The organism is Micromonospora sp. NPDC049171 (assembly GCF_040648275.1).
Lineage (GTDB): Bacteria > Actinomycetota > Actinomycetes > Mycobacteriales > Micromonosporaceae > Micromonospora.
On record NZ_JBEZDJ010000030.1, the window covers coordinates 39,519 to 58,670 of the forward strand.

A 19,152-nucleotide genomic window follows, 5' to 3' on the forward strand; every position below is an offset into this window, starting at 1 on the left:
CCCCCCTGACCCCGCCCACTGCCCCCGCCGAAGTGCAGATCGGCGGGGTTTTGGGTTGGGGGCTACACGCGCCAGATCCACACGTCGGCCACCCGGGTCGCGGGGCCGTAGAGCTGCTCCAGGGTGTTTCGCAGGCTCTCGACGTGCGGGGCGTCGTCGGCGAGCGCCACGCAGGAGGCGCCCCAGAAGTCCGCGTCCCGGGCGGCCTGGCGGCGTTGCTCGTCGCCGATGGCCGGCTGGTCACCGCGCCGGGCCACGTCCGCCAGCAGAGCCGAGGTGGGCTGCTTGAACGTGCCCATCGCCGCGGTGCCACCCCGCCCGTACGGGCCGATGAAGAACCCCTCGGGCAGACCGAAGGCGGCGTTGGCGGCGGTCGACCAGCGCATCGGCCCGGGTTCCCTGGGCGTGGGCAGCGGCACCGGAACCAACACCCCGCCGGGGCGTACGCACTGCCGCCAGTGCCCGCCGGTGACGAACTCCGGCACGGCGGGCCGTTCGATCGTCGGCAGGGGTGTCGGGAAGATCGGCAGCAGCGCCGCGCCGACGGCCAGTGGCACCAGCCGCCGCGCCCGACCGGTGCCGCGCAGAGCCCGGTCGACCGCCAGCACCAGCAGCGTCGCGACGATCGGCAGCACCGCCAGCGCGAACCGCATCGGCAACGCGCCGTCCACCACCGGTAACCCGCCGATCAGGGCGTACGGGCCGGGAAGCGCCGTCCGGGTGCCGCCGAGCACCACCTCGGGGCCGAGCGAGAGCGTACCCATCACCAGGCCCGCCACCACGCAGGCGAAGACCAGCCGGCGTCGCCCGACCCAGACCGCGCAGGCCACGGCGGCCAGCAGGAGGGGCCAGCCGAGGAAGGTGTTGTACTCGGCCGGACCGGTGGTCAGCCGGGCGGACTCGACGCTGCCGGCCACCGACAGCGGGGAGACCGCCCACCAGCTGCTCAGGTCGGCGGAGAAGTTCGCGGGCCGGAACAGTCCGTCGGCAACACCCCGCGGCCCGGCGAACTGGAACCACAGCGGATAGACGAGCACCAGCAGGGCGAGCCCGGCGGCGACCGCCAGCCCACCGGCGAAGCCGGGTAGCGTGCGCCGAGCCAGCTCCCGGTCCGCCGCGGCGTACCCGATCGCCATCAGCAGCAGCGTGAGCGCGGCGAGGAAGAGCACCTCCTCGCCGATGAAGACCTGCGCGCTGACCGCGCCGGCCAGCCCCACCGCCGAGGTGAGCATCCGCCGGCGATCCGGCCCGACGGGCTGCGCCCGATTGGTTCCGTCGGGTGCCGGGGGACCCGGATCGGCTGCCCGCAGCAGGCGGACCACCAGCCAAACGATCACCGGCACCAACCACTGGGCAGTCATGTGCAGGTGGCTGTTGGTCTGCGAGACCATGCCGGGGCCGAACCCGCACAACCCGCCGCCGAGCGCGGCAGCGAGCCGGCGGACGCGCAGCGTCCGGTGGAACAGCAGGTACCAGGCGAGAGCGGTGCCGGCGAGGTTGGCGGCGGCGAGCAGCGCGAAGCTGACCGGTGCGCCCAGCAGCAGGGTGACCGGCGCGACGGCGACGCCGAGCGCGATCACCGTGGTGTTGGCCATCAGGTTGACCCCGTCGGGCGCGTTGAGTCGGTCGGTGAGCAGGTGGAAATCGCCGAGCAACGCGCGGGCGTCGACCGCCAGGAACCACTCGTAGAGGGTCTGGTCCTCCGGGTTGAGTGCCAGGGTGCGGCCGGCCGGATCGGGCCACAGCCCGTGGGTGAGCCAGCCGGCGAGCACCACCCAGACCAGGGCGACGAGCAGATCCGCACGGTGCCGGTTGACGGCGGCCAGCAGCCGGGCGACCAGGGGCCGACGGTCGACCCGACCAGCGAGGCGGAGGGCCTGCTCAGGGGTGGCGTCGGGGGCCGTGGGGGCTGCGCTGCTCACGGCCTCGACCCTAATGTGGCAAGCCCTGCTGGGTACGTCGGGTCGCCGCCAACCCGCTACGGTGACACTGCACCGTGCGTGTCGGCGCGCCGGTGCCACCCGCCCGGGTGGTGGAAAGGCAGACACGGCCGCCTTAAAAGCGGCTGCCGCAAGGCGTGCGGGTTCGACCCCCGCCCCGGGCACCCAACCAGCTCAACCCATTCTCGTTCGCGATCACCAGTACTTGGCTGTGCCGTTTACTCTTGAAGGGCACGTTCACGTGCTAACGACCCCCTGAGGGAGGCCAGACAGTGAAGACCTCGAACCCGGTGCTCGCCCGGCTCGGCCAGGCGGCCGAGCGGGAGCGCTCCGCCGGGTACGCCCCGGCCGGGCCGTACGGACAGCCCGGCATTCCCCAGCAGTACCCGTCCCAGGCCGGTTACCCGGCCGCGCCGCCCACCGTGGCGCCGATGACTGTCGACGACGTCGTCGTCAAGACCGTCGCTCTCCTCGGCATCCTCGGCATCACCGCCGCGGCAGCCTGGGTGCTCGTGCCCGACGCGCTGGTCGGTACCGCCTGGATCGGCGCGGCAGTGGTCGGCCTCGTCCTCGGCCTGATCATCTCGTTCTCCCGGATGGCCAACCCGGCGCTCGTCATCGCGTACGCGGTGGTCGAGGGCGTCTTCGTCGGCATGGTCAGCAAGGCGTTCGAGACGGCGTACGACGGCATCGTGCTCCAGGCCGCCGCCGCCAGCTTCGGCATCTTCTTCCTGATGGCGATGCTCTACCGGGCGAAGGTCATCCGGGCCACCCCGGCGTTCGTCAAGGGCATGATCGCGGTGATGGTCGGCCTCTTCGCGGTCATGCTGATCAACCTGGTGCTGGCGCTGTTCGGCGTCAACACGGGCCTGCGCGACGGCAGCCCGCTGGCCATCGGCTTCAGCCTGGTCTGCATCGTGGTGGCCTCGCTGAGCTTCGTGCTCAGCTTCAAGGAGATCGAGGACGGCGTCCGGATGGGCCTGCCGCAGCGCTACTCCTGGACTGCCGCGTTCGGCATCCTGGTCAGCCTGGTCTGGCTCTACATCGAGATCCTGCGCCTGCTGAGCTACTTCCAGGGCGACGACTGACCTCGTCCGCACCGCCGACCGGCGCCCGCTCCCGCTTCGGTGGGGGCGGGCGCCGTCGTCGGCGCCGTTTCCCCGCCGCCGCCGGTCCGTCCGGGGCAGAGTGACTGCTGGGGGTACGCGGGCGAAGGAGGCGGCGGTGCGCAGCAACAACCCGGTGCTCAACCGGCTGGACGAAACCGGCCGGGTGGAGGCCCGGGTGCTCGGTGCCCGCGACGTCGAGCCCATGACCGTCGACGACGTGGTGACCCGTACCGTCGGACTGCTGTTGGTCACCGGCGTGGCCGCGGCGGTGTCCTGGGCGGTGATCCCCGACGCGGCCTGGCTTGGCGCCGCGCTGGCCGGCAGCGCGCTCGCCTCGATCGCGTTGGTCCTGGTCATCTCGTTGCGAGGCATCACCAACCCGGTGCCGATCGTCGGCTACGCCGTGCTCCAGGGCCTGCTGCTGGGGGTGGCGAGCCGCACCTTCGAGCAGGTCTACCCGGGCATCGTGGTGCAGGCGGTGGCCGGAACGTTCGGCGTCTTCCTCGGCATGGCGGCGCTCTACCGGGCCCGGGTGATCCGGGCGACGCCCCGGCTGGCCCGCCTGGTGATCGGGACGTTGCTCGGGATCGCCGTGCTCAGCGTGGTCAACCTGGTGTCGTACCTGATCTCCGGCCGGCCGGGTCTGGAGGTCTACAGCGTCAGTGGGCAGGTGGGCTGGCTCCCGTACGCCTTCTCGGTGGTGGCCATCATCGCCGGGGCGTTCAGCTTCATCCTGGACTTCGACCTCGTCGAGCGCTCGGTGCGCGACGGTCGACCCCGCCGGTACGCGTGGCTGAGCGCGTTCGGCCTGCTCACCGGGCTGGTCTTCCTGTACTGGCAGCTGCTCCGGCTGCTCAGCTACCTACGCCGCTGACCGGCCCGCCGGCCCCGGCCCCGGCCCGGCCTGCCCCAGCCCGGCCTGCCCCGGCCTGCCCCGGCCTGCCCCGGCCCTGCCCCGGCCTGGCCTGCCCTGCCCCGGCCCTGCCCCGGCCTGGCCTGCTCTGCCCCGGCCTGGCCTGGCCTGGCCGCATGATCGACTCGGTTTTCATGAAGTCGGGGTGTCCGGGTCGCGGTGATGCCACGGTTTTCAGGAAGTCGAGTCGATCTCGGGCGGCGCGTCGGTCGGCCGTAGACTCGGTGCCGATGAGCGCAGCAGAGTTGGACCAGGCCGTGCGGTTGCTGGTCGGTCAGGTCGGGCACTGGCAGCAGCCACGGTGGGCGGCGGTCGCGACCACCGGCAACGTGCCCCGCGCCGACCTGGTGCACCGTCTGGTGCAGGAGGTCGCCAACCTGGCCGCCGACGCCGAGGGGCAGCCACGCCGGGTGGTGCCCCGGCTCGACAACGACCTGGCCCTGCCCGATCAGCTTCGGGTGGTGGCGGCCGACCTGGTGGCCGCCGGGGCCGACGACGAGGTGCTGGCGCGGGCCGCCGCCGAGGTGACGGCGACCCGCGGCGTGCTCTGAGGCCCACCCCGCGAGCCGCGGGGCGGGCCCGGCGTCAGCTCAGTTGAGCCGTTCGAGCACCATGGCCATGCCCTGGCCGCCGCCCACGCACATGGTCTCCAGGCCGATGGTCTTGTCGTGCCACTCCAGGGCGTTGAGCAGGGTGCCGGTGATCCGGGCGCCGGTCATGCCGAACGGGTGGCCGACCGCGATCGCGCCGCCCATCACGTTCACCTTGTCCTCGGGGATGCCCAACTGCCGGTAGGACGGGATGACCTGCGCGGCGAACGCCTCGTTGATCTCGACGAGGTCGACGTCGTCGATGGTCATGCCGGCGCGGCGCAGCGCCTGCCGGGACGCCTCGACCGGCCCGAGGCCCATGATCTCCGGCGACAGTGCGGTCACGCCTGTCGAGACGATCCGGGCGAGGGGGGTCAGCCTCAACTCCTCGGCCCGCTGGGCGCTCATCACCACCACGGCGGCCGCGCCGTCGTTGAGCGGGCAGCAGTTGCCCGCGGTGATCCGACCATCCGGGCGGAACACCGGCTTCAGGCCGGAGACCGCGTCGAGCGTGACACCGGCGCGGGGCCCGTCGTCGGTGCTCACCACGGTGCCATCGGGCGTGGTGACCGGGGTGATCTCCCGGGCCCAGAAGCCGTCGGCGATGGCCTTCTCGGCGAGGTTCTGGCTGCGTACGCCGAACTCGTCCATGTCGGCGCGGGTCACGTCGTACACCTGGGCCAGGTTTTCCGCGGTCTGCCCCATGGTCAGGTAGATGTCCGGCAGGTCACCTGCCGCACGCGGGTCGGCCCAGACCTCGGCGCCGCCCTGGGCGCGGCGCTTCGAGCGCTCGGCGGCCGCGCCGAAGCGCGGGTTTTCCCAGCCGCCACCGACGAGGGCCTGCGCCTCGGGCGGCAACCCGTCGGAGCTGCCCCGGGCGTAACGGGAAACGATCTCCACGCCGGCGGAGACGAACACGTCACCCTCGCCGGCCCGGATCGCGTGCATCGCCATCCGGGTGGTCTGCAACGACGACGCGCAGTAGCGGGTCAGCGTGGCACCGGGCACAGTGTCCAGACCGAGCAGGGTGGACACCACCCGGGCCATGTTGAAGCCCTGCTCGCCCCCGGGCAGGCCGCACCCGAGGTAGAGGTCGTCGATCGTGGTCGGGTCGAGCTGGGGGATCTTGTCCAGGGCCGCCTGGACGATTGTCGCGGCGAGGTCGTCGGAGCGGACGTCGCGCAGGGACCCCTTGTGCGCCCGGCCGATGGGGGAGCGGGCGGTGGCGACGATGACGGCGTCGCGGGACGACTCAATCGGCATGAGCCAACGTTAACCCGCCAGTAACATCGCGCGGAAGAAGCCCACCCGGCGGGAAATGTCACCCTGACCGGGGCGTTCTAGCGTCGGGTCGTGGCCGCCGCCGCGGCGACGATGGCGGGCAGCAACGCGTGCGCCCACACCCGGTAGCCGTCGGCCGAGGGGTGGAAACCGTCGTGGCAGAGCGTCCCCGCGTCGGCCCGGAACACCGGCCCGGTCTCGGTGGCGAGGTCGACCACCGAGCCGCCGGCGTCCAGCACGGCCGCGGTCTGCGCGCGGGCCATCCGACGCCCCGACCAGCCGACCACCTGGCGCAGCGGGGGTGCGATGGCACGCACCGCGCCGAGGTCGGGGCAGGTGCCCACCACGACCTCGACCCGCGCCTCACGCAGCCGGTGCACCGCCGCGGCGAGATAGGCCGAGGCGTCCGCGGGTCGGCGCAGCCCGGTGGCGTCGTTCGCGCCGATCAGGATGAGCGCCACGTCGGGCCGGTCACCGAGCAGAGCCCGAGCCACCTGGGTGGCCAGGTCGGTCGAGCGGGAACCGGAGACGCCGACGCTGGACAGGTGCACGCGCCGGCCGGTCGGACCCTCGGCGAGCAGGTGGGCCAACTGCCCACCGATGGTGTCCTCGAGACGGTCGACACCCACCCCCAGCGCGGACGAGTCGCCGAGCAGCACCAGCCGCAGCGGCGGGGCACCCGCCCGGCCGACCGTGGCCCGCAGGGCCAACCCCAGCTCCGGTTGGGCGTAGCGCCGGTGCCGGGCGGCGAACGCCTCACCGGCCAGGACGGCGGCCCCACCGACGGTGCCGGCGAGCAGCGAGAACGCCGCCGCCCGACCCAGCCGGCCGGCGAGGCCGGTGATCACGCCCCGCTCGCTGCGCTCGTTCATGCCAGTCCCTCCACTGTCGAGGTGTCCGGGGCGGACCCGTGCTGCGGCACCGCGCCGACACCGAAGAACGCCCGGCGGCGCAACTGCGCCCACCGGCCGGCCGGCCCCCGGTCACGGCCCCGGAACTGGGTGCCGCTGACCTCGGTGCCGGCGTGCCGGGCCGCCTCCTGCGCGGCCTCCGGCAGCGACCGTACGCCCTCTGCCCACGTCGGCGTGGCCCGTCGTTCCTGCCCTGCGCCGAGTGCGGACAGCATCGTCGGCAGGAGTGCGGCGGCGGCCATCGCGTACCCCTCGGCGGAGGGATGGAAGCGATCCCAGGCGAACATCCGGGTCGGCTCCGCCACGAACCGGGGGCCGAGGAGATCACCCAGGGAGACCGTCCAACCGCCCGCCTCGACCACCGCGACCGTTTGGGCAGCCGCGAGTTGGCGGCTCCACCGGTGCGCCAACCACCGCAGCGGAGGCTGGATCGGGCGGATCGCACCCAGGTCGGGGCAGGTGCCGACGACCACCTCGCACCCGGCGGCGCGCAGCGTGCGCACCGCCTCGACGAGATAACGCACCGCCAGCCCGCGCGGGGTCCGGTTGGTGATGTCGTTGCCGCCGATGAGGATCACCGCGATGTCGGGTCGGCACTCCAGCGCCGCCTCGACCTGGTGGCGCAGCGCCGAGGAGATGGCACCGACCACCGCGAAGCGGTGCAGTTGCACCGGCCGGTGCAGTCGACGGGACAGGCCGGTGGCGAGCAGCGCGCCGGGCGTCTCCCGACGGCGGTGCACCCCGTAGCCGGCGGCCGACGAGTCACCGAGGACGACCATGGTGAGTGCCGGGCCGGGGAACTTCGCGCCGTAAATCCCGTCGCAACGCGGTGGCGGTGCCTCGGCCATCGGGATGGTGCGCCGGGCCTGGCGGGCCTGACCGAGCAGCACCCCACCGGTCGCCACCGCGGCAGCCGCCGTGGCGCCCGTCCCGATCGCGGCCAGGCGGGCGAAGCGCCGGGTCTGCCGCCAGCGCTCACCGGGTACGACGGAATCAGCCACCCCCATACCGCGACATTATCGCGCCGCCCCGACACGCCGCTGTCGTCGTGACGGCACCCGGGTGCCTGGAAACCGACGCGGCGGGGTATCTCTGCGGCAGAGGCCGGCCGATTTGCGCCGACCCGCCACGCTGATCCGGCGGAGAGGAGCGCGACGATGGGTAAGACACTGAAGCGCAGCGCGGCGTTCACGGCCCTGGCGCGGGCACTGATGGCCGGGGCACGCGGGGGGCCGTCGCTGGGCACCCGGCTGGCCGCCCTGCCCCGGATGATCCGGGCCACCACCAGGGGCGAGTACGACGGCGGCCTCCGGTTGGCCCTGATGACGGCGGCGACGGCGTACATCGTCTCGCCCATCGACCTGCTCCCGGAGATTCCGCTGGCGATCTTCGGGCTGGCCGACGACGCGGTCATGATCACGTGGTTGGCGGGCAGTGTGCTCGCCGAGACCGACAGGTTCCTGGAGTGGGAGGCGGTGCGCAGCTCGGTCATCCCCGGGGGGCTGGTGCCCTGACGACACGTACGCTGGGCGACGAGGAAACGTCTGCCCGGCCGCCGTTGCCGGCGCCGCAACGAAGGGCACACCGTGCAGTACTACGACAACGTCGTCGACATGATCGGCAACACCCCGCTGGTGCGACTGCGTAACGTCACCGAGGGCATCCAGGCCACCGTGCTGGCCAAGGTGGAGTACGTCAACCCGGGCGGCTCGGTCAAGGACCGGATCGCGTTGCGGATGGTGGAGGACGCCGAGGCCGCCGGCCTGCTCAAGCCCGGCGGGACCATCGTCGAGCCGACCAGCGGCAACACCGGCGTCGGGCTGGCCCTGGTGGCCCAGCTCAAGGGCTACAAGTGTGTCTTCGTCTGCCCCGACAAGGTCAGCCAGGACAAGCAGGATGTGCTCCGGGCGTACGGCGCCGAGGTGGTGGTCTGCCCGACCGCCGTCGCCCCGGAGGACCCGCGCTCGTACTACAACGTCTCCGACCGGCTGACCCGGGAGATCCCCGGCGCCTGGAAGCCCAACCAGTACAGCAACCCGGCCAACCCGCGCTCGCACTACGAGACCACCGGGCCGGAGCTGTGGAAGCAGACCGAGGGCGGCCTCACCCACTTCGTGACGGGCGTCGGCACCGGCGGCACCATCTCCGGCATCGGGCGGTACCTCAAGGAGGCCTCCGAGGGTCGGGTGCGCATCATCGGCGCCGATCCGGAGGGCTCGGTCTACTCCGGCGGCACCGGCCGTCCGTACCTGGTGGAGGGCGTCGGCGAGGACTTCTGGCCGGAGACGTACGACAGGGATGTCGCCGACGAGATCGTCGAGGTCTCCGACAAGGCGTCCTTCGAGATGACCCGCCGGCTGGCCCGCGAGGAGGGGCTGCTGGTCGGCGGCTCCTGCGGGATGGCGGTGGTCGCCGCGCTGGAGGTCGCCCGCCGGGCTAACCCGGACGACGTGGTGGTGGTGCTGCTGCCCGACGGCGGCCGGGGCTACCTTTCCAAGATCTTCAACGACTCCTGGATGGCCCGGTACGGCTTCCTGGACAACTCCGGGGCCGAGCCGACCGTGGCCGACGCGCTGGCCAGCAAGCCGGGCGGCCTGCCCGAGCTGGTGCACGTGCACCCGACCGAGACCGTCCGCGACGCGATCGACTACATGCGCGAGTACGGCGTCTCGCAGTTGCCGGTGCTCAAGGCCGAGCCGCCGGTGGTGACCGGTGAGGTGGCCGGCTCGATCGCGGAGCGGGACCTGCTCGACGCGCTGTTCACCGGCCAGGCCCACCTGCACGACACGATCGAGCGGCACATGGGCGCCCCGCTGCCGATGATCGGCGGTGGTCAGCCGGTGAGCGAGGCGGTCGGCATGCTGGAGAAGTCCGATGCCGCCCTGGTCCTGGTCGACGGCAAGCCCAAGGGCGTCCTAACCCGCCAAGACCTCCTAGCCCACCTAGGAGCCCACTAGCCCCCGCCCACCCCGCCCCGCCCGCCCTCCGCCCCGCCCGCCCCCCACCGGTGTCGATCATGGAGTTGTGGTGGTGCGCAAAGCAGGCACCCGTGCCCAAAGCGCCCACCACAAGTCCTTGATCGACCGGGTCAAGGGCGAGGCGAGGCAGGGCAGGTCAGAGGGGGCGGGCGTAGCGGAGCTGTCGGGTTTGTGCTGACCCGATCGCCTCGTCCCGTTCGTCTCCCGTGGGGGTCCAGCCGCCCCGGCGGTAGAACTCGCGGGCGTGGGCGTTGTCCCGAAGCACCCAGAGCACGGCGCGACGCCAGCCCCGGGCCCGCATGGCGTCCAGGGCGTCGACCATCAGCGCACGGCCGGTGCCGCGGCCCTGCTCGGCCGGGTCCAGGTGGATCGCGTTGAGCAGCCCGGTGGCCGGGTCGTCCTCGTCGTCCGGGCCCAGGTGGCTGAACCCGGCCAGCGCCCCGGCCCGCTCGGCCACAATCATCCGGTGGGTGTCCCGCTCCCACTGCCACCGCTCCGCCCAGTACCGCCCCATCGCCTCCGGTGTCGGGTCGGCCAACGCGTCCGCGGGCAGGAAGGCGGAGTAGGCGGCGACCCGGGAGCGCTGGTGCAGGGCCCCCACCGCCATCATGTCGGCAGCGGTCGCGGGGCGGAGCGTGACGGTCATCCGGCCGAGGCTACCCGGCGCGGTGGGAGCTGCACCGTGGTCAGGTCCTCGGCGATGATCAGATCACCGTCGAAGTGTGCGCGTGCCTCGTCGTGGAACCGGCGCGGGTCGGGGTAGCGCTGGGAGAAGTGGGTGAGCACGAGTCGGCGTACCCCGGACTCGGTGGCCACCCGCGCGGCCTGGGCCGCGGTCAGGTGGCCGACCTCGGCGGCGAGCGCGGCCTCCGACTCCAGGAACGTCGACTCGATGACCAGCAGGTCGGCGTGCTCGGCGAGGGCGTAGACCCCGTCGCACAGGCCGGTGTCCATCACGAACGCGAACCGCTGCCCCGGTCGGGGCACGCTCACCTCGTCGCGGGCGACGCGGCGCCCGTCGAGGTCGAGGTGCCCGACGCGGATCAGCTCGCCGACGGCCGGGCCACTGATGCCGTACGCGGACAGCCGCTCCGGCAGCATCCGGTGGCCGTCCGGCTCGACAAGCCGATAGCCGTACGTCTCGATGGGGTGCCGCAGCCGGCGTGCCTCCAGCGTGCCGCAGCGCAGGGCGATCCGCTGCCCGTCCTCCTCGATCGGGGTGACCTGAAGCTCGGCGGTCTCGTAGAAGGAGGTCGCGTGCCGGAGCCGGGCGAAGTATTCGGCGCCGCCGGCCGGGAAGTGCACGGCGACCGGGTGCGGAACCCGGTCCAGGGAGAGGCGCTGGATGGTGCCGGGCAGGCCGAGGCAGTGGTCGCCGTGGAAGTGGGTGACACAGATCCGGGTCAGGTCGCTGGCCGTGACCGTGGTGTAGAGGAACTGGCGTTGGGTGCCCTCGCCCGGGTCGAAGAGGATCACCTCGTCGTCCCAGCGCAGCACGTACCCGTTGTGGTTGCGCTGACGGGTCGGCGCCTGGCTGGCCGTTCCGAGGATCACCAGCTCGCGCATGGACATCGCCGCTCCCCCGGATATGGAGCGACCCCCGGGGCGCTCCGCGCTGGTGCGCGGGCCGGCTGGACTTGGCCGGCACCCCGGGGGTCGGGTGGCTGTCGTGGATTCGCCGCACCGCTGCCACACGGTCTCGACGATGGTGCTGGTGCCCGCCTTGCGGCGGACCGTTCACTGTCGAGGACAGCGGCTAGCTGACAGCCACCTCACGAGTCCGATTGCTATACAAGTCTGGACCACCTCCTTTCACGTGTACGGCCACGTTATCGAGTCTCCGGCGGGGTCTGCAACGGATTTCGATCACAGGGCCAAACGGGAATGCCCGGCCGCCTTGTCGGCGACCGGGCATTACGTGTGTGCGGGAGGTGGTGGTCAGCCGGCGGTACGGGCCACGCCGACCGGGCAGCTCAGCCCGTTCGGGCCGTGGTTGCAGTAGCCGTTCGGGTTCTTCGTCGGGGCGAGGTACTGCTGGTGGTAGTCCTCGGCGAAGAAATAATCGCCGAGCGGGGCGATCTCGGTGGTGATCTCACCCTTGCCGGCCCGCGTGACGATCGGCTGGAAGGCGTCCCGGGACGACTCGGCGGTGGCCCGCTGCTCGTCGGTGGTCGTGTAGATCGCCGACCGGTACTGGGTGCCCACGTCGTTGCCCTGGCGCATGCCCTGGGTCGGGTCGTGGTTCTCCCAGAAGACCTTCAACAGATCCTCATAGGTGATCTTGCTGGGGTCGTACACCACCTGGACGACCTCGGCGTGCCCGGTGCGGCCGGAACACGTCTCCTCGTACGTCGGGTTCTTGGTGCTGCCGCCCGCGTAGCCGGCGGAGGTGGTGTAGACGCCGGGCAGCGTCCAGAACAGCCGCTCGGCCCCCCAGAAACAGCCCATGCCGAAGACCGCGACCTGCAGGCCCTCCGGGAACGGGCCCTTCAGCGGGGTGCCCAGCACCTCGTGGCGATCGGCGACCGGCATGGCGATCGAGCGGCCAGGCAGGGCCTGGTCGGGCGAAACCATCTCGGCGTTCATGCGACGCAAAAACACGGTGGGGATCTCCTCTCGTACCTCTCCCAGCGTGTAACACCGGAGGGTCTAGCTTCCTTACCCGCGTGACAGTGAGTCAGGCCCCACCGGGGAGCGCCGCCGCGATCCGGTCTGCGTACGCCTGGGCCTCGGTGTCGTCGGCGTACCGGGTGCGTGGCCAGAAGAAGCCGCGCAACCCGTCGCCCTTCGTCCGCGGAACGAGGTGTGTGTGCAGGTGGGGCACTGACTGGGACACCTTGTTGTTCATCGCCACGAACGTCCCACCGGCCCCGAGACCGGTCTCCACGGCCACCGCCAGTCGCCGGACCAGCGCGAAGTAGCCGGGCAGCAGGTCCGCCGGCAACTCGGCAAGGGTCACCAGGTGGACTCGCGGCACCACCAGCACGTGCCCCTTGAACACCGGCCGGGTGTCCAGGAACGCCACCCCGTCCGGGGTGTCGGCGACCCGGAACGCCGGCACCTCACCCGCCACGATCCCGCAGAACACGCAACCGCTCATCGGCTCAGGCTATGCCGACGGTCCGACGGATCACGGTGCCCCCCACGCCGGCATCGACTGTGATAGTCATTGACCGGTCTGGATAAGCACACGGGGGCAACGTGCTGTCGCGACAGCGGCGCCCGGCCGGTCGGCCGAGGCGGGCTGTCGCCTGGACGGCGCCCTCACGGCGACGATCTGTTCCTTGCTGCGGCCTCAGGACCCCGGGCCGTCGTGGGTTCGGGTCGTCGACACTCCGAAAGGACGCACCTTTGCAGATCAGAAGAGGTCCGACCCTGGCGCTGGCCGCCCTGACCGTCGGGCTGCTGACCGCCACGATCTCGACCCCCGCGCAGGCGGCTCCCGCGCAGACGGCCACCCCGCTGTCGCTGCCGGGCGTTGCCGACGTGGTGTCGGCCGGTGACCGGGTCTTCGTCAGTGGCGGCTACTCCTCGACCGAGGTCGTGGTGACCAGCGCGACAGGCACGGTGGTCGGCACCCTGTCCGGGCTGCCCGGCCCCAGCGACCTGCTGCTCAGCGCCGACCGGCAGACGCTCTACGTGGCGCTGCCCAGCGCCAACGCCATCGCCGCCTTCAACACCGGGTCGCTGACCGAGTCGGCCCGGTACGACACCGGCGCGGGGGAGTGCCCGTCGTCGCTCGCGTTGACCGGGCGGTACCTGTGGTTCGGTTACGGCTGTGACCAGTGGGGCGGCAACATCGGCCGGATCGACCTGGGCCGGCAACCGGCAGTGGTGACCACCGGGGTGGCCACCGGTCAGGACTTCTACGACGCACCGCTGCTGACCGCCGCCAGCCAGAACCGTTCGGTGCTGCTGGCCGGGCAGCCCGGGCTGAGCCCCGCGTCGGTGTACGCGTACACCATCGGCACCGGGGGCACACTGAGCGCGCCCAGGGAGAACGAGTTCATGGCGGTCGGCAGCAACCTGCGCGATGTCGCGCTCGACCCCACCGGCACCACCGTCTTCACCGCGTCCGGTGCCCCGTACGTGGTGCAGGCGTTCCCGTTCGCCGACATCAGCACCCCGTCGGTGACCTATCCCACCGGTGCGTACCCGAATGCGGTCGAGGTGTCCCGCGACGGCACCAAGATCGCCGGTGGTGCGGACGCCGCCTACGACCCGGACGTCTTCCTCTTCCGGGCCGACGGCACCGAGTTGGCCCACTTCGAGCTGAACGACGACCTCAGCCCGGGTGCGCTGGCCTGGGCACCGAACGGAGCCCGGGTCTACGCGGTCTCCTACGACTGGACCGGGGACCACCCGGTCACCCTGCACGTCCTGCCCGTTCCGGCCGGCTGACCGGCCCGCCGACCCTGGTCGGCCAGCGCGGGGCCGGGCCGGACGGTCCGGCCCCGCCGGGGAGCGCGGGTTCCGTTCCGGCCATCTCCGGCGGGCACTAGCCTCACCAGCATGAACCACGGCTTCGAGACGCTCGCCATCCACGCCGGTCAGGACCCCGAGGCGCGGACCGGCGCGGTGATCCCACCGATCTACCAGACCAGCACGTACGCCCAGGACGCCGTCGGCGCGCCCCGGCTCGGCTACGAGTACAGCCGCTCCGGCAACCCGACCCGGGACGCCCTCCAGGAGTGCCTGGCGGCGCTGGAGGGCGGGTCGGTGGGGCTCGCCTTCGCCAGCGGCCTGGCGGCGGAGGACGCCCTGCTGCGGGCCGTGTGCCAGCCGGGTGACCACGTGGTGATCCCGGACGACGCGTACGGCGGCACGTACCGGCTCTTCGCCCGGGTCGCCCAGCGCTGGGGCCTGGAGTTCACCCCGGCCAAGGTCTCCGACGCGGCCGCGATCCGGGCCGCCGTGCAGCCCGGCCGCACGAAGATCGTCTGGCTGGAGACGCCGACCAACCCGCTGCTCGGCATCGCCGACATCGCCGCCCTGGCCGCCGTGGCACACGACGCGGGCGCACTGCTGGTGGTGGACAACACCTTCGCCTCGCCGTACCTGCAACAGCCGATCGCGTTCGGCGCGGACGTGGTGGTGCATTCCACCACCAAGTACATCGGTGGGCACTCCGACGTGGTCGGCGGTGCGCTGGTCGTCGCGGACGCCGCGCTCGGCGAGGAGTTGCGCTACCACCAGAACGCGATGGGCGCGATCAACGGCCCCTTCGACGCCTGGCTCACCCTGCGCGGCATCAAGACCCTCGGGGTACGCATGGACCGGCACTGCGACAACGCCGAGCGGCTCGCCGCGTACCTCGACGGGCACGCCGAGGTGGCCCAGGTGCTCTACCCCGGGCTGCCGTCGCACCCCGGTCACGAGGTGGCCGCCAAGCAGATGCGCCGGTTCGGGGGCATGATCTCGTTCCGCGCCGCCGGTGGGGAGGAGCACGCGGTGGACATCTGTAACCGCACCAAGCTCTTCGTGCTCGCCGAGTCGCTGGGCGGTGTGGAATCCCTGATCGAGCACCCGGGTCGGATGACACACGCAAGTGCTGCCGGCTCGCCGCTTGAAGTTCCCGGCGATCTCGTGCGACTGTCTGTCGGCATCGAGACGGTCGACGACCTACTCGCCGATCTGGAGCAGGCGCTGGGCTGACCGCTGGGAAGGATGGCCGTGCAGGACATCATGGCGACCTGGGTCGGAGCGACCGCCAAGCAGATCGCCCGGGGCGTACGCCGAGGTGACGTGTCGGCCACGCAGGTCGTCGCCGACCACCTGGAGTACATCTCCCGTGCCGACGGTGAGCTGGCGGCGTTCCGCGCCGTACGCGGCGGCGAGGCGATCACCGAGGCGGAGAAGGTCGACGAGCAGGAGGACCTGGCCAACCTGCCACTGGCCGGGGTGCCGGTGGCGGTCAAGGAGAACACTCCGGTCGCCGGTCTGCCCACCTGGAACGGGTCGGCGGCGGCACGCAGCGACGTCGCGGAGGCCGACCACGAGGTGGTCCGCCGGCTCCGCGGCGCCGGCGCGGTGATCCTCGGTGTGACCCGGATGCCAGAGCTGGGGCTGTGGGCGGTCACCGACGACGACAACGCGGTGACCCGCAATCCGTGGGACAGCACGCGTACCCCCGGCGGTTCCTCCGGCGGCGCGGCCGCCGCGGTGGCCGCCGGGCTGGTGCCGATCGCGCACGCCAACGACGGTCTCGGCTCGATCCGGACCCCGGCCGCCTGTTGCGGGCTGGTCGGGCTCAAGCCCGGCCGGGGCGTGGTGCCCTGCCAGCTCGGCGCGGACGACTGGTTCGGCCTGACCGAGCATGGCGTGCTGACCAGCACGGTCGCCGACGCCGCGGTGGGTTTCTCGGTGCTCGCCGGTCGGCGTCCCGAGAAGCTGGTCCCGCCGCAGCGGCTGCGGGTGGGTGTCTCGCTGCGTTCCCCGGTGCGGGGTGTCGCACCGGACGCGCCCAACCGGGACGCGGTCGCCGCCGCCGGTCGGCTGCTCGCCGCCGCCGGGCACGACACGGTGCCCGCCGATCCGGTCTATCCCACCGCGCTGGGTCTACAGGGCATCGCCACCTGGCTCGCCGCCGCCGCCGCCGACGTGCGGGCCGCCGGGTTGGACCGCCGTGGCCTGCAACGGCGTACCCGGCGGCACGTCGCGTTGGGCGAGTGGGCGCAGCGTCGCGGCTACGTGCGGGAGGCGGACCGGGCCGCGTGGCGGCAGCGGTCGGTCGACTTCTTCACCGACCACTCGGTCGACCTGCTGCTCACCCCGGCGCTGGCGACCGCGCCCCCGGAGGCGGCACGCTGGTCGGAGCGGTCCTGGCGGGCGAACATGACAGCCAGCATTCGGTACGCCCCGTACGGCGCACCGTGGAACATCGCCGGCCTGCCGGCGATCGTGGTGCCGGTCGGCCGCCGCCCGGACGGCCTGCCGGTCGCCGTGCAGATCGTCGGTCCGCCCGGCTCGGAGCTGCTGCTGCTCGGTGTGGCCGGCCAGTTCGAGATGGCCGCCCCGTGGGCACGCCACGCCCCTGGTTACCCCCGGGTCGGAACGGGGTCGCCGGCGGTCGCATGATCGTCTACGGTGTGCGCGCATCGTCGCGCTGACCGGGAGACCCCATGCGTTGCCAGACCTGCGGGGACACCACGTCCTCCGCGCACCACGAGTGTCAGCGTTGCCACACGCCGCTCGGCCAACCCGCCGTCACCCCGGGGCTGCCGACCTACTCCGTACGCGGCATCGGGCTGGCCGCCCGCATCGCGGTCGGCGCGACAGCCGTGCTGTACCTCCTGGTGGCACTCTCCCCGCTGCTCGGGTTGGCGATGGCCCGGCGGGCCCATGCCGACGCCGATCCGGATCTGCTGCTCGGTGCGGTGGTCATCGAGTTGCTGGTGGTGCTGCCCATGGTGGCGGCGTACCTCACCGCCGCCGTGCTGGTGATCATCTGGACGTGGCGGGCGCGGAAGAACACCGACGCGTTCCCGGGTGCGCTGCCGACGCTCGGCGCCGGGTGGGCGATCGCCGGTTGGCTGGTGCCGTTCGCGAACTTCGTGGTGCCGGCCCGCGTGGTGGGCAACGTGGCGCGGGACAGCCTCTGGCGGCGGGTCACCCCGCCCCTGGTGGTCGTCTGGTGGAGCTCCTGGCTGGTGTTCCTCGTCGGCGAACGGTTGGCCAGTCGCCTCGACAGCCGAGCCTACGACGACCTGCCGGTGGACCCCGCCACCGCTGGGGACTACCAGGCGTACGTCGACTACTACCGGGACTCACTCCTTCACAACGCGGTGCCGGCGGTCGCCTGTGTGCTCGCCGCAGTGACGTTCTACCTGCTGATCCAGCGGATCTCCGCCGCACAGGAGGCCCGCATCGCCCGCGCACAGCCCGCGTGGCCGACCGCCCCCGGCTGGCCGGCGGTTCAGACCTGGCCGGCGGCTCCGCCCGTGGGTCCGGCGGTTCCGCCCGTCCGTCCGGGGGCCCCGCCCGTCGGTCCGGGGGCCCCGCCCGGGGCATGATCGACACGGGATCGCGGAAACCGCGCTGTCCACACGAGGTTGATACCGCGGTTTCGGTGCTGTCGAGTGGATCAACCGGTGCGGGGCTTTGCCGGAAGCGGTGTCGCCGCAGAGGGCTCCGGAGGCGGGTGGCACGATCGGGGCATGACGGAACTGGTCGGTCTTGACGATGTGCGGGCTGCACGGGAGTTGCTCGCCGGTGTCATCCGGACCACCCCGCTGGAGCCCTCCCGTCCGCTCAGCGCGGCACTGGGCGGGCCGACCTGGCTCAAGTGCGAGAACGTGCAGCGCGCCGGCTCGTACAAGGTGCGCGGCGCGTACGTGCGGATCTCCCGGTTGTCGGCGGCGGAGCGGGCGCGCGGCGTGGTCGCGGCGAGCGCGGGCAACCACGCGCAGGGCGTGGCCCTCGCCGCGGGCCTGGTCGGCACGCACGCCACAGTCTTCATGCCGGTCAACGCGCCGCTGCCGAAGGTGGCCGCCACCAAGGGGTACGGCGCGCAGGTGGAGTTGGCCGGCAACACCGTCGACGAGTCACTTGTCGCCGCGCACACGTACGCCGAGCGCACCGGTGCGGTGCTGATCCACCCGTTCGACCACCCGGACGTGATCGCCGGCCAGGGCACCGTGGCGCTGGAGATCCTCGAACAGTGCCCGGACGTCAAGACGATCATCACCGGGGTCGGTGGCGGCGGTCTCATCTCGGGCATGGCCGTCGCCGTGAAGGCGTTGCGGCCGGACGTCCGGATCATTGGCGTCCAGGCGGCCGGCGCGGCGGCGTTCCCTCCCTCGCTGATGGCCGGGGAGCCGGTCCGGCTGCCCGCCTTCTTCACCATCGCCGACGGCATCGCGGTCGGCCGGCCCGGCGAGATCACCTTCAACCACGTGCGCAAGCTCGTCGACGAGATCGTCACGGTCTCCGAGGAGGACATCTCCCGGGCTCTGCTGATGCTGTTGGAGCGCGGTAAGCAGGTGGTCGAGCCGGCCGGCTCGGTCGGCGTCGCCGCGCTGCTGGCCGGCGTGGTCGAGGTGGAGACGCCGGTGGTCGCGGTGCTCTCCGGCGGCAACATCGACCCGCTGCTGATGCTCCGGGTGATCGAGCACGGTCTGGCCGCCGCGGGTCGCTACCTTCGGGTGACCGTGCGCTGCTCGGACCGGCCGGGACAACTCGCGTCGCTGCTCAGCCAGATCGCCGAGCACCGGGCCAACGTGGTGGACGTGGAGCACCAGCGGGCCAACCCGCATCTCAGCCTCGGCGAGGTCGAGGTGGCGTTGTCGGTGGAGACCCGGGGCGTGGAGCACTCGGACACGCTGATCAGCGCGTTGCGGGCCAGCGGCTACCAGGTGGTCTTCGCCGCCGAGGCGTGACACCGGTGGGTGCCACGCCTCGGGGCGGTGCGTCTGGGTTTGCGGTGCAGCCG

The 19,152-nt window shown here is 72.4% G+C and carries 18 protein-coding genes and 1 tRNA gene; 11 read left to right on the forward strand and 8 right to left on the reverse strand.

Annotated features, from left to right (window positions below):
- Positions 1–62: 62 nt before the first annotated feature.
- Entirely contained in the window at positions 63–1,922 is a 1,860-nt protein-coding gene (locus AB0B14_RS30520; RefSeq protein ID WP_357078939.1) for a hypothetical protein, read from the reverse strand.
- 101 nt (positions 1,923–2,023) lie between these two features.
- Here AB0B14_RS30520 and AB0B14_RS30525 point away from each other — a divergent pair.
- The 4 genes from AB0B14_RS30525 (at position 2,024) to AB0B14_RS30540 (ending at position 4,513) form a co-directional block, all read left to right on the forward strand.
- Positions 2,024–2,104, forward strand: a tRNA-Leu gene (locus AB0B14_RS30525).
- 108 nt (positions 2,105–2,212) lie between these two features.
- On the forward strand, positions 2,213–3,028 hold the full coding sequence (locus AB0B14_RS30530) for a Bax inhibitor-1/YccA family protein (protein ID WP_357078942.1): 816 nt from the start codon (positions 2,213–2,215) through the stop codon (positions 3,026–3,028).
- A 136-nt stretch (positions 3,029–3,164) separates the two neighbouring features.
- Positions 3,165–3,923 (forward strand): Bax inhibitor-1/YccA family protein, encoded by a 759-nt coding sequence (locus AB0B14_RS30535; protein WP_357078945.1) that lies wholly within the window; start codon positions 3,165–3,167, stop codon positions 3,921–3,923.
- 269 nt (positions 3,924–4,192) lie between these two features.
- Complete coding sequence (locus AB0B14_RS30540) at positions 4,193–4,513, forward strand: hypothetical protein (protein ID WP_357078948.1); 321 nt, start codon at positions 4,193–4,195, stop codon at positions 4,511–4,513.
- Positions 4,514–4,552: 39 nt separating this feature from the next.
- On the opposite strand, the gene AB0B14_RS30545 is transcribed toward AB0B14_RS30540, so the two are convergent.
- The 3 genes from AB0B14_RS30545 to AB0B14_RS30555 form a co-directional block, all read right to left on the reverse strand.
- Positions 4,553–5,815 carry an acetyl-CoA C-acetyltransferase gene (locus AB0B14_RS30545; protein ID WP_357525566.1) on the reverse strand — a complete coding sequence of 421 codons (1,263 nt, stop codon included), beginning with the start codon at positions 5,813–5,815 and terminating at the stop codon, positions 4,553–4,555.
- A 77-nt stretch (positions 5,816–5,892) separates the two neighbouring features.
- The gene (locus AB0B14_RS30550) at positions 5,893–6,705 is read right to left on the reverse strand and encodes an SGNH/GDSL hydrolase family protein (RefSeq protein ID WP_357078955.1); all 813 of its coding nucleotides are present in this window, start codon (positions 6,703–6,705) and stop codon (positions 5,893–5,895) included.
- Positions 6,702–7,751, reverse strand: a complete 1,050-nt coding sequence (locus tag AB0B14_RS30555; protein ID WP_357078958.1) for an SGNH/GDSL hydrolase family protein — start codon at positions 7,749–7,751, stop codon at positions 6,702–6,704. The genes AB0B14_RS30550 and AB0B14_RS30555 overlap by 4 nt, the downstream gene beginning before the upstream one ends.
- 150 nt (positions 7,752–7,901) lie before the next feature.
- Between AB0B14_RS30555 and AB0B14_RS30560 the strand changes: the two genes are divergently transcribed.
- Entirely contained in the window at positions 7,902–8,258 is a 357-nt protein-coding gene (locus AB0B14_RS30560; RefSeq protein ID WP_357525568.1) for a YkvA family protein, read from the forward strand.
- 72 nt (positions 8,259–8,330) lie between these two features.
- Positions 8,331–9,701, forward strand: coding sequence for a cystathionine beta-synthase (locus tag AB0B14_RS30565; protein WP_357078964.1), 1,371 nt, complete (start codon positions 8,331–8,333; stop codon positions 9,699–9,701).
- Between the two features lie 157 nt (positions 9,702–9,858).
- On the opposite strand, the gene AB0B14_RS30570 is transcribed toward AB0B14_RS30565, so the two are convergent.
- The 4 genes from AB0B14_RS30570 to AB0B14_RS30585 all read right to left on the reverse strand — a co-directional run bounded on the left by AB0B14_RS30570 (position 9,859) and on the right by AB0B14_RS30585 (position 12,822).
- Positions 9,859–10,368, reverse strand: coding sequence for a GNAT family N-acetyltransferase (locus AB0B14_RS30570; RefSeq protein ID WP_357078967.1), 510 nt, complete (start codon positions 10,366–10,368; stop codon positions 9,859–9,861).
- The gene (locus AB0B14_RS30575; protein WP_357525570.1) at positions 10,365–11,294 is read right to left on the reverse strand and encodes a ribonuclease Z; all 930 of its coding nucleotides are present in this window, start codon (positions 11,292–11,294) and stop codon (positions 10,365–10,367) included. The genes AB0B14_RS30570 and AB0B14_RS30575 overlap by 4 nt, the downstream gene beginning before the upstream one ends.
- Positions 11,295–11,660: 366 nt before the next feature.
- Positions 11,661–12,323 carry a peptide-methionine (S)-S-oxide reductase MsrA gene (gene msrA, locus AB0B14_RS30580; RefSeq protein WP_357078973.1) on the reverse strand — a complete coding sequence of 221 codons (663 nt, stop codon included), beginning with the start codon at positions 12,321–12,323 and terminating at the stop codon, positions 11,661–11,663.
- Between the two features lie 76 nt (positions 12,324–12,399).
- Positions 12,400–12,822, reverse strand: a complete 423-nt coding sequence (locus AB0B14_RS30585; RefSeq protein WP_357525572.1) for an HIT family protein — start codon at positions 12,820–12,822, stop codon at positions 12,400–12,402.
- Positions 12,823–13,073: 251 nt separating this feature from the next.
- Here AB0B14_RS30585 and AB0B14_RS30590 point away from each other — a divergent pair, with 251 nt between their 5' ends.
- The 5 genes from AB0B14_RS30590 (at position 13,074) to ilvA (ending at position 19,099) form a co-directional block, all read left to right on the forward strand.
- Entirely contained in the window at positions 13,074–14,123 is a 1,050-nt protein-coding gene (locus AB0B14_RS30590; RefSeq protein ID WP_357525574.1) for a hypothetical protein, read from the forward strand.
- A 111-nt stretch (positions 14,124–14,234) separates the two neighbouring features.
- A complete protein-coding gene (locus AB0B14_RS30595; protein WP_357078985.1) occupies positions 14,235–15,377 on the forward strand; it encodes a cystathionine gamma-synthase in 1,143 nt (380 codons plus the stop codon).
- A 12-nt stretch (positions 15,378–15,389) separates the two neighbouring features.
- Positions 15,390–16,799: an amidase gene (locus AB0B14_RS30600; RefSeq protein ID WP_357078988.1), complete on the forward strand. Its 1,410-nt coding sequence runs from the start codon at positions 15,390–15,392 to the stop codon at positions 16,797–16,799.
- A gap of 44 nt (positions 16,800–16,843) precedes the next feature.
- Positions 16,844–17,734: a DUF4328 domain-containing protein gene (locus tag AB0B14_RS30605; protein WP_357525576.1), complete on the forward strand. Its 891-nt coding sequence runs from the start codon at positions 16,844–16,846 to the stop codon at positions 17,732–17,734.
- A gap of 144 nt (positions 17,735–17,878) precedes the next feature.
- Positions 17,879–19,099 (forward strand): threonine ammonia-lyase, encoded by a 1,221-nt coding sequence (ilvA, locus tag AB0B14_RS30610; protein ID WP_357525578.1) that lies wholly within the window; start codon positions 17,879–17,881, stop codon positions 19,097–19,099.
- The last annotated feature ends 53 nt before the right edge of the window (positions 19,100–19,152 follow it).

Excerpts from the sequence above, each read along its gene's own strand:
- AB0B14_RS30540 (WP_357078948.1), top strand. The coding sequence starts at position 4,193 with ATGAGCGCAGCAGAGTTGGACCAGGCCGTGCGGTTGCTGGTCGGTCAG.
- AB0B14_RS30545 (WP_357525566.1), bottom strand. The coding sequence starts at position 5,815 with ATGCCGATTGAGTCGTCCCGCGACGCCGTCATCGTCGCCACCGCCCGC.
- AB0B14_RS30550 (WP_357078955.1), bottom strand. The coding sequence starts at position 6,705 with ATGAACGAGCGCAGCGAGCGGGGCGTGATCACCGGCCTCGCCGGCCGG.
- AB0B14_RS30555 (WP_357078958.1), bottom strand. The coding sequence starts at position 7,751 with ATGGGGGTGGCTGATTCCGTCGTACCCGGTGAGCGCTGGCGGCAGACC.
- AB0B14_RS30560 (WP_357525568.1), top strand. The coding sequence starts at position 7,902 with ATGGGTAAGACACTGAAGCGCAGCGCGGCGTTCACGGCCCTGGCGCGG.
- AB0B14_RS30570 (WP_357078967.1), bottom strand. The coding sequence starts at position 10,368 with ATGACCGTCACGCTCCGCCCCGCGACCGCTGCCGACATGATGGCGGTG.
- AB0B14_RS30575 (WP_357525570.1), bottom strand. The coding sequence starts at position 11,294 with ATGTCCATGCGCGAGCTGGTGATCCTCGGAACGGCCAGCCAGGCGCCG.
- AB0B14_RS30585 (WP_357525572.1), bottom strand. The coding sequence starts at position 12,822 with ATGAGCGGTTGCGTGTTCTGCGGGATCGTGGCGGGTGAGGTGCCGGCG.
- AB0B14_RS30595 (WP_357078985.1), top strand. The coding sequence starts at position 14,235 with ATGAACCACGGCTTCGAGACGCTCGCCATCCACGCCGGTCAGGACCCC.
- AB0B14_RS30600 (WP_357078988.1), top strand. The coding sequence starts at position 15,390 with ATGGCCGTGCAGGACATCATGGCGACCTGGGTCGGAGCGACCGCCAAG.
- AB0B14_RS30605 (WP_357525576.1), top strand. The coding sequence starts at position 16,844 with ATGCGTTGCCAGACCTGCGGGGACACCACGTCCTCCGCGCACCACGAG.
- ilvA (WP_357525578.1), top strand. The coding sequence starts at position 17,879 with ATGACGGAACTGGTCGGTCTTGACGATGTGCGGGCTGCACGGGAGTTG.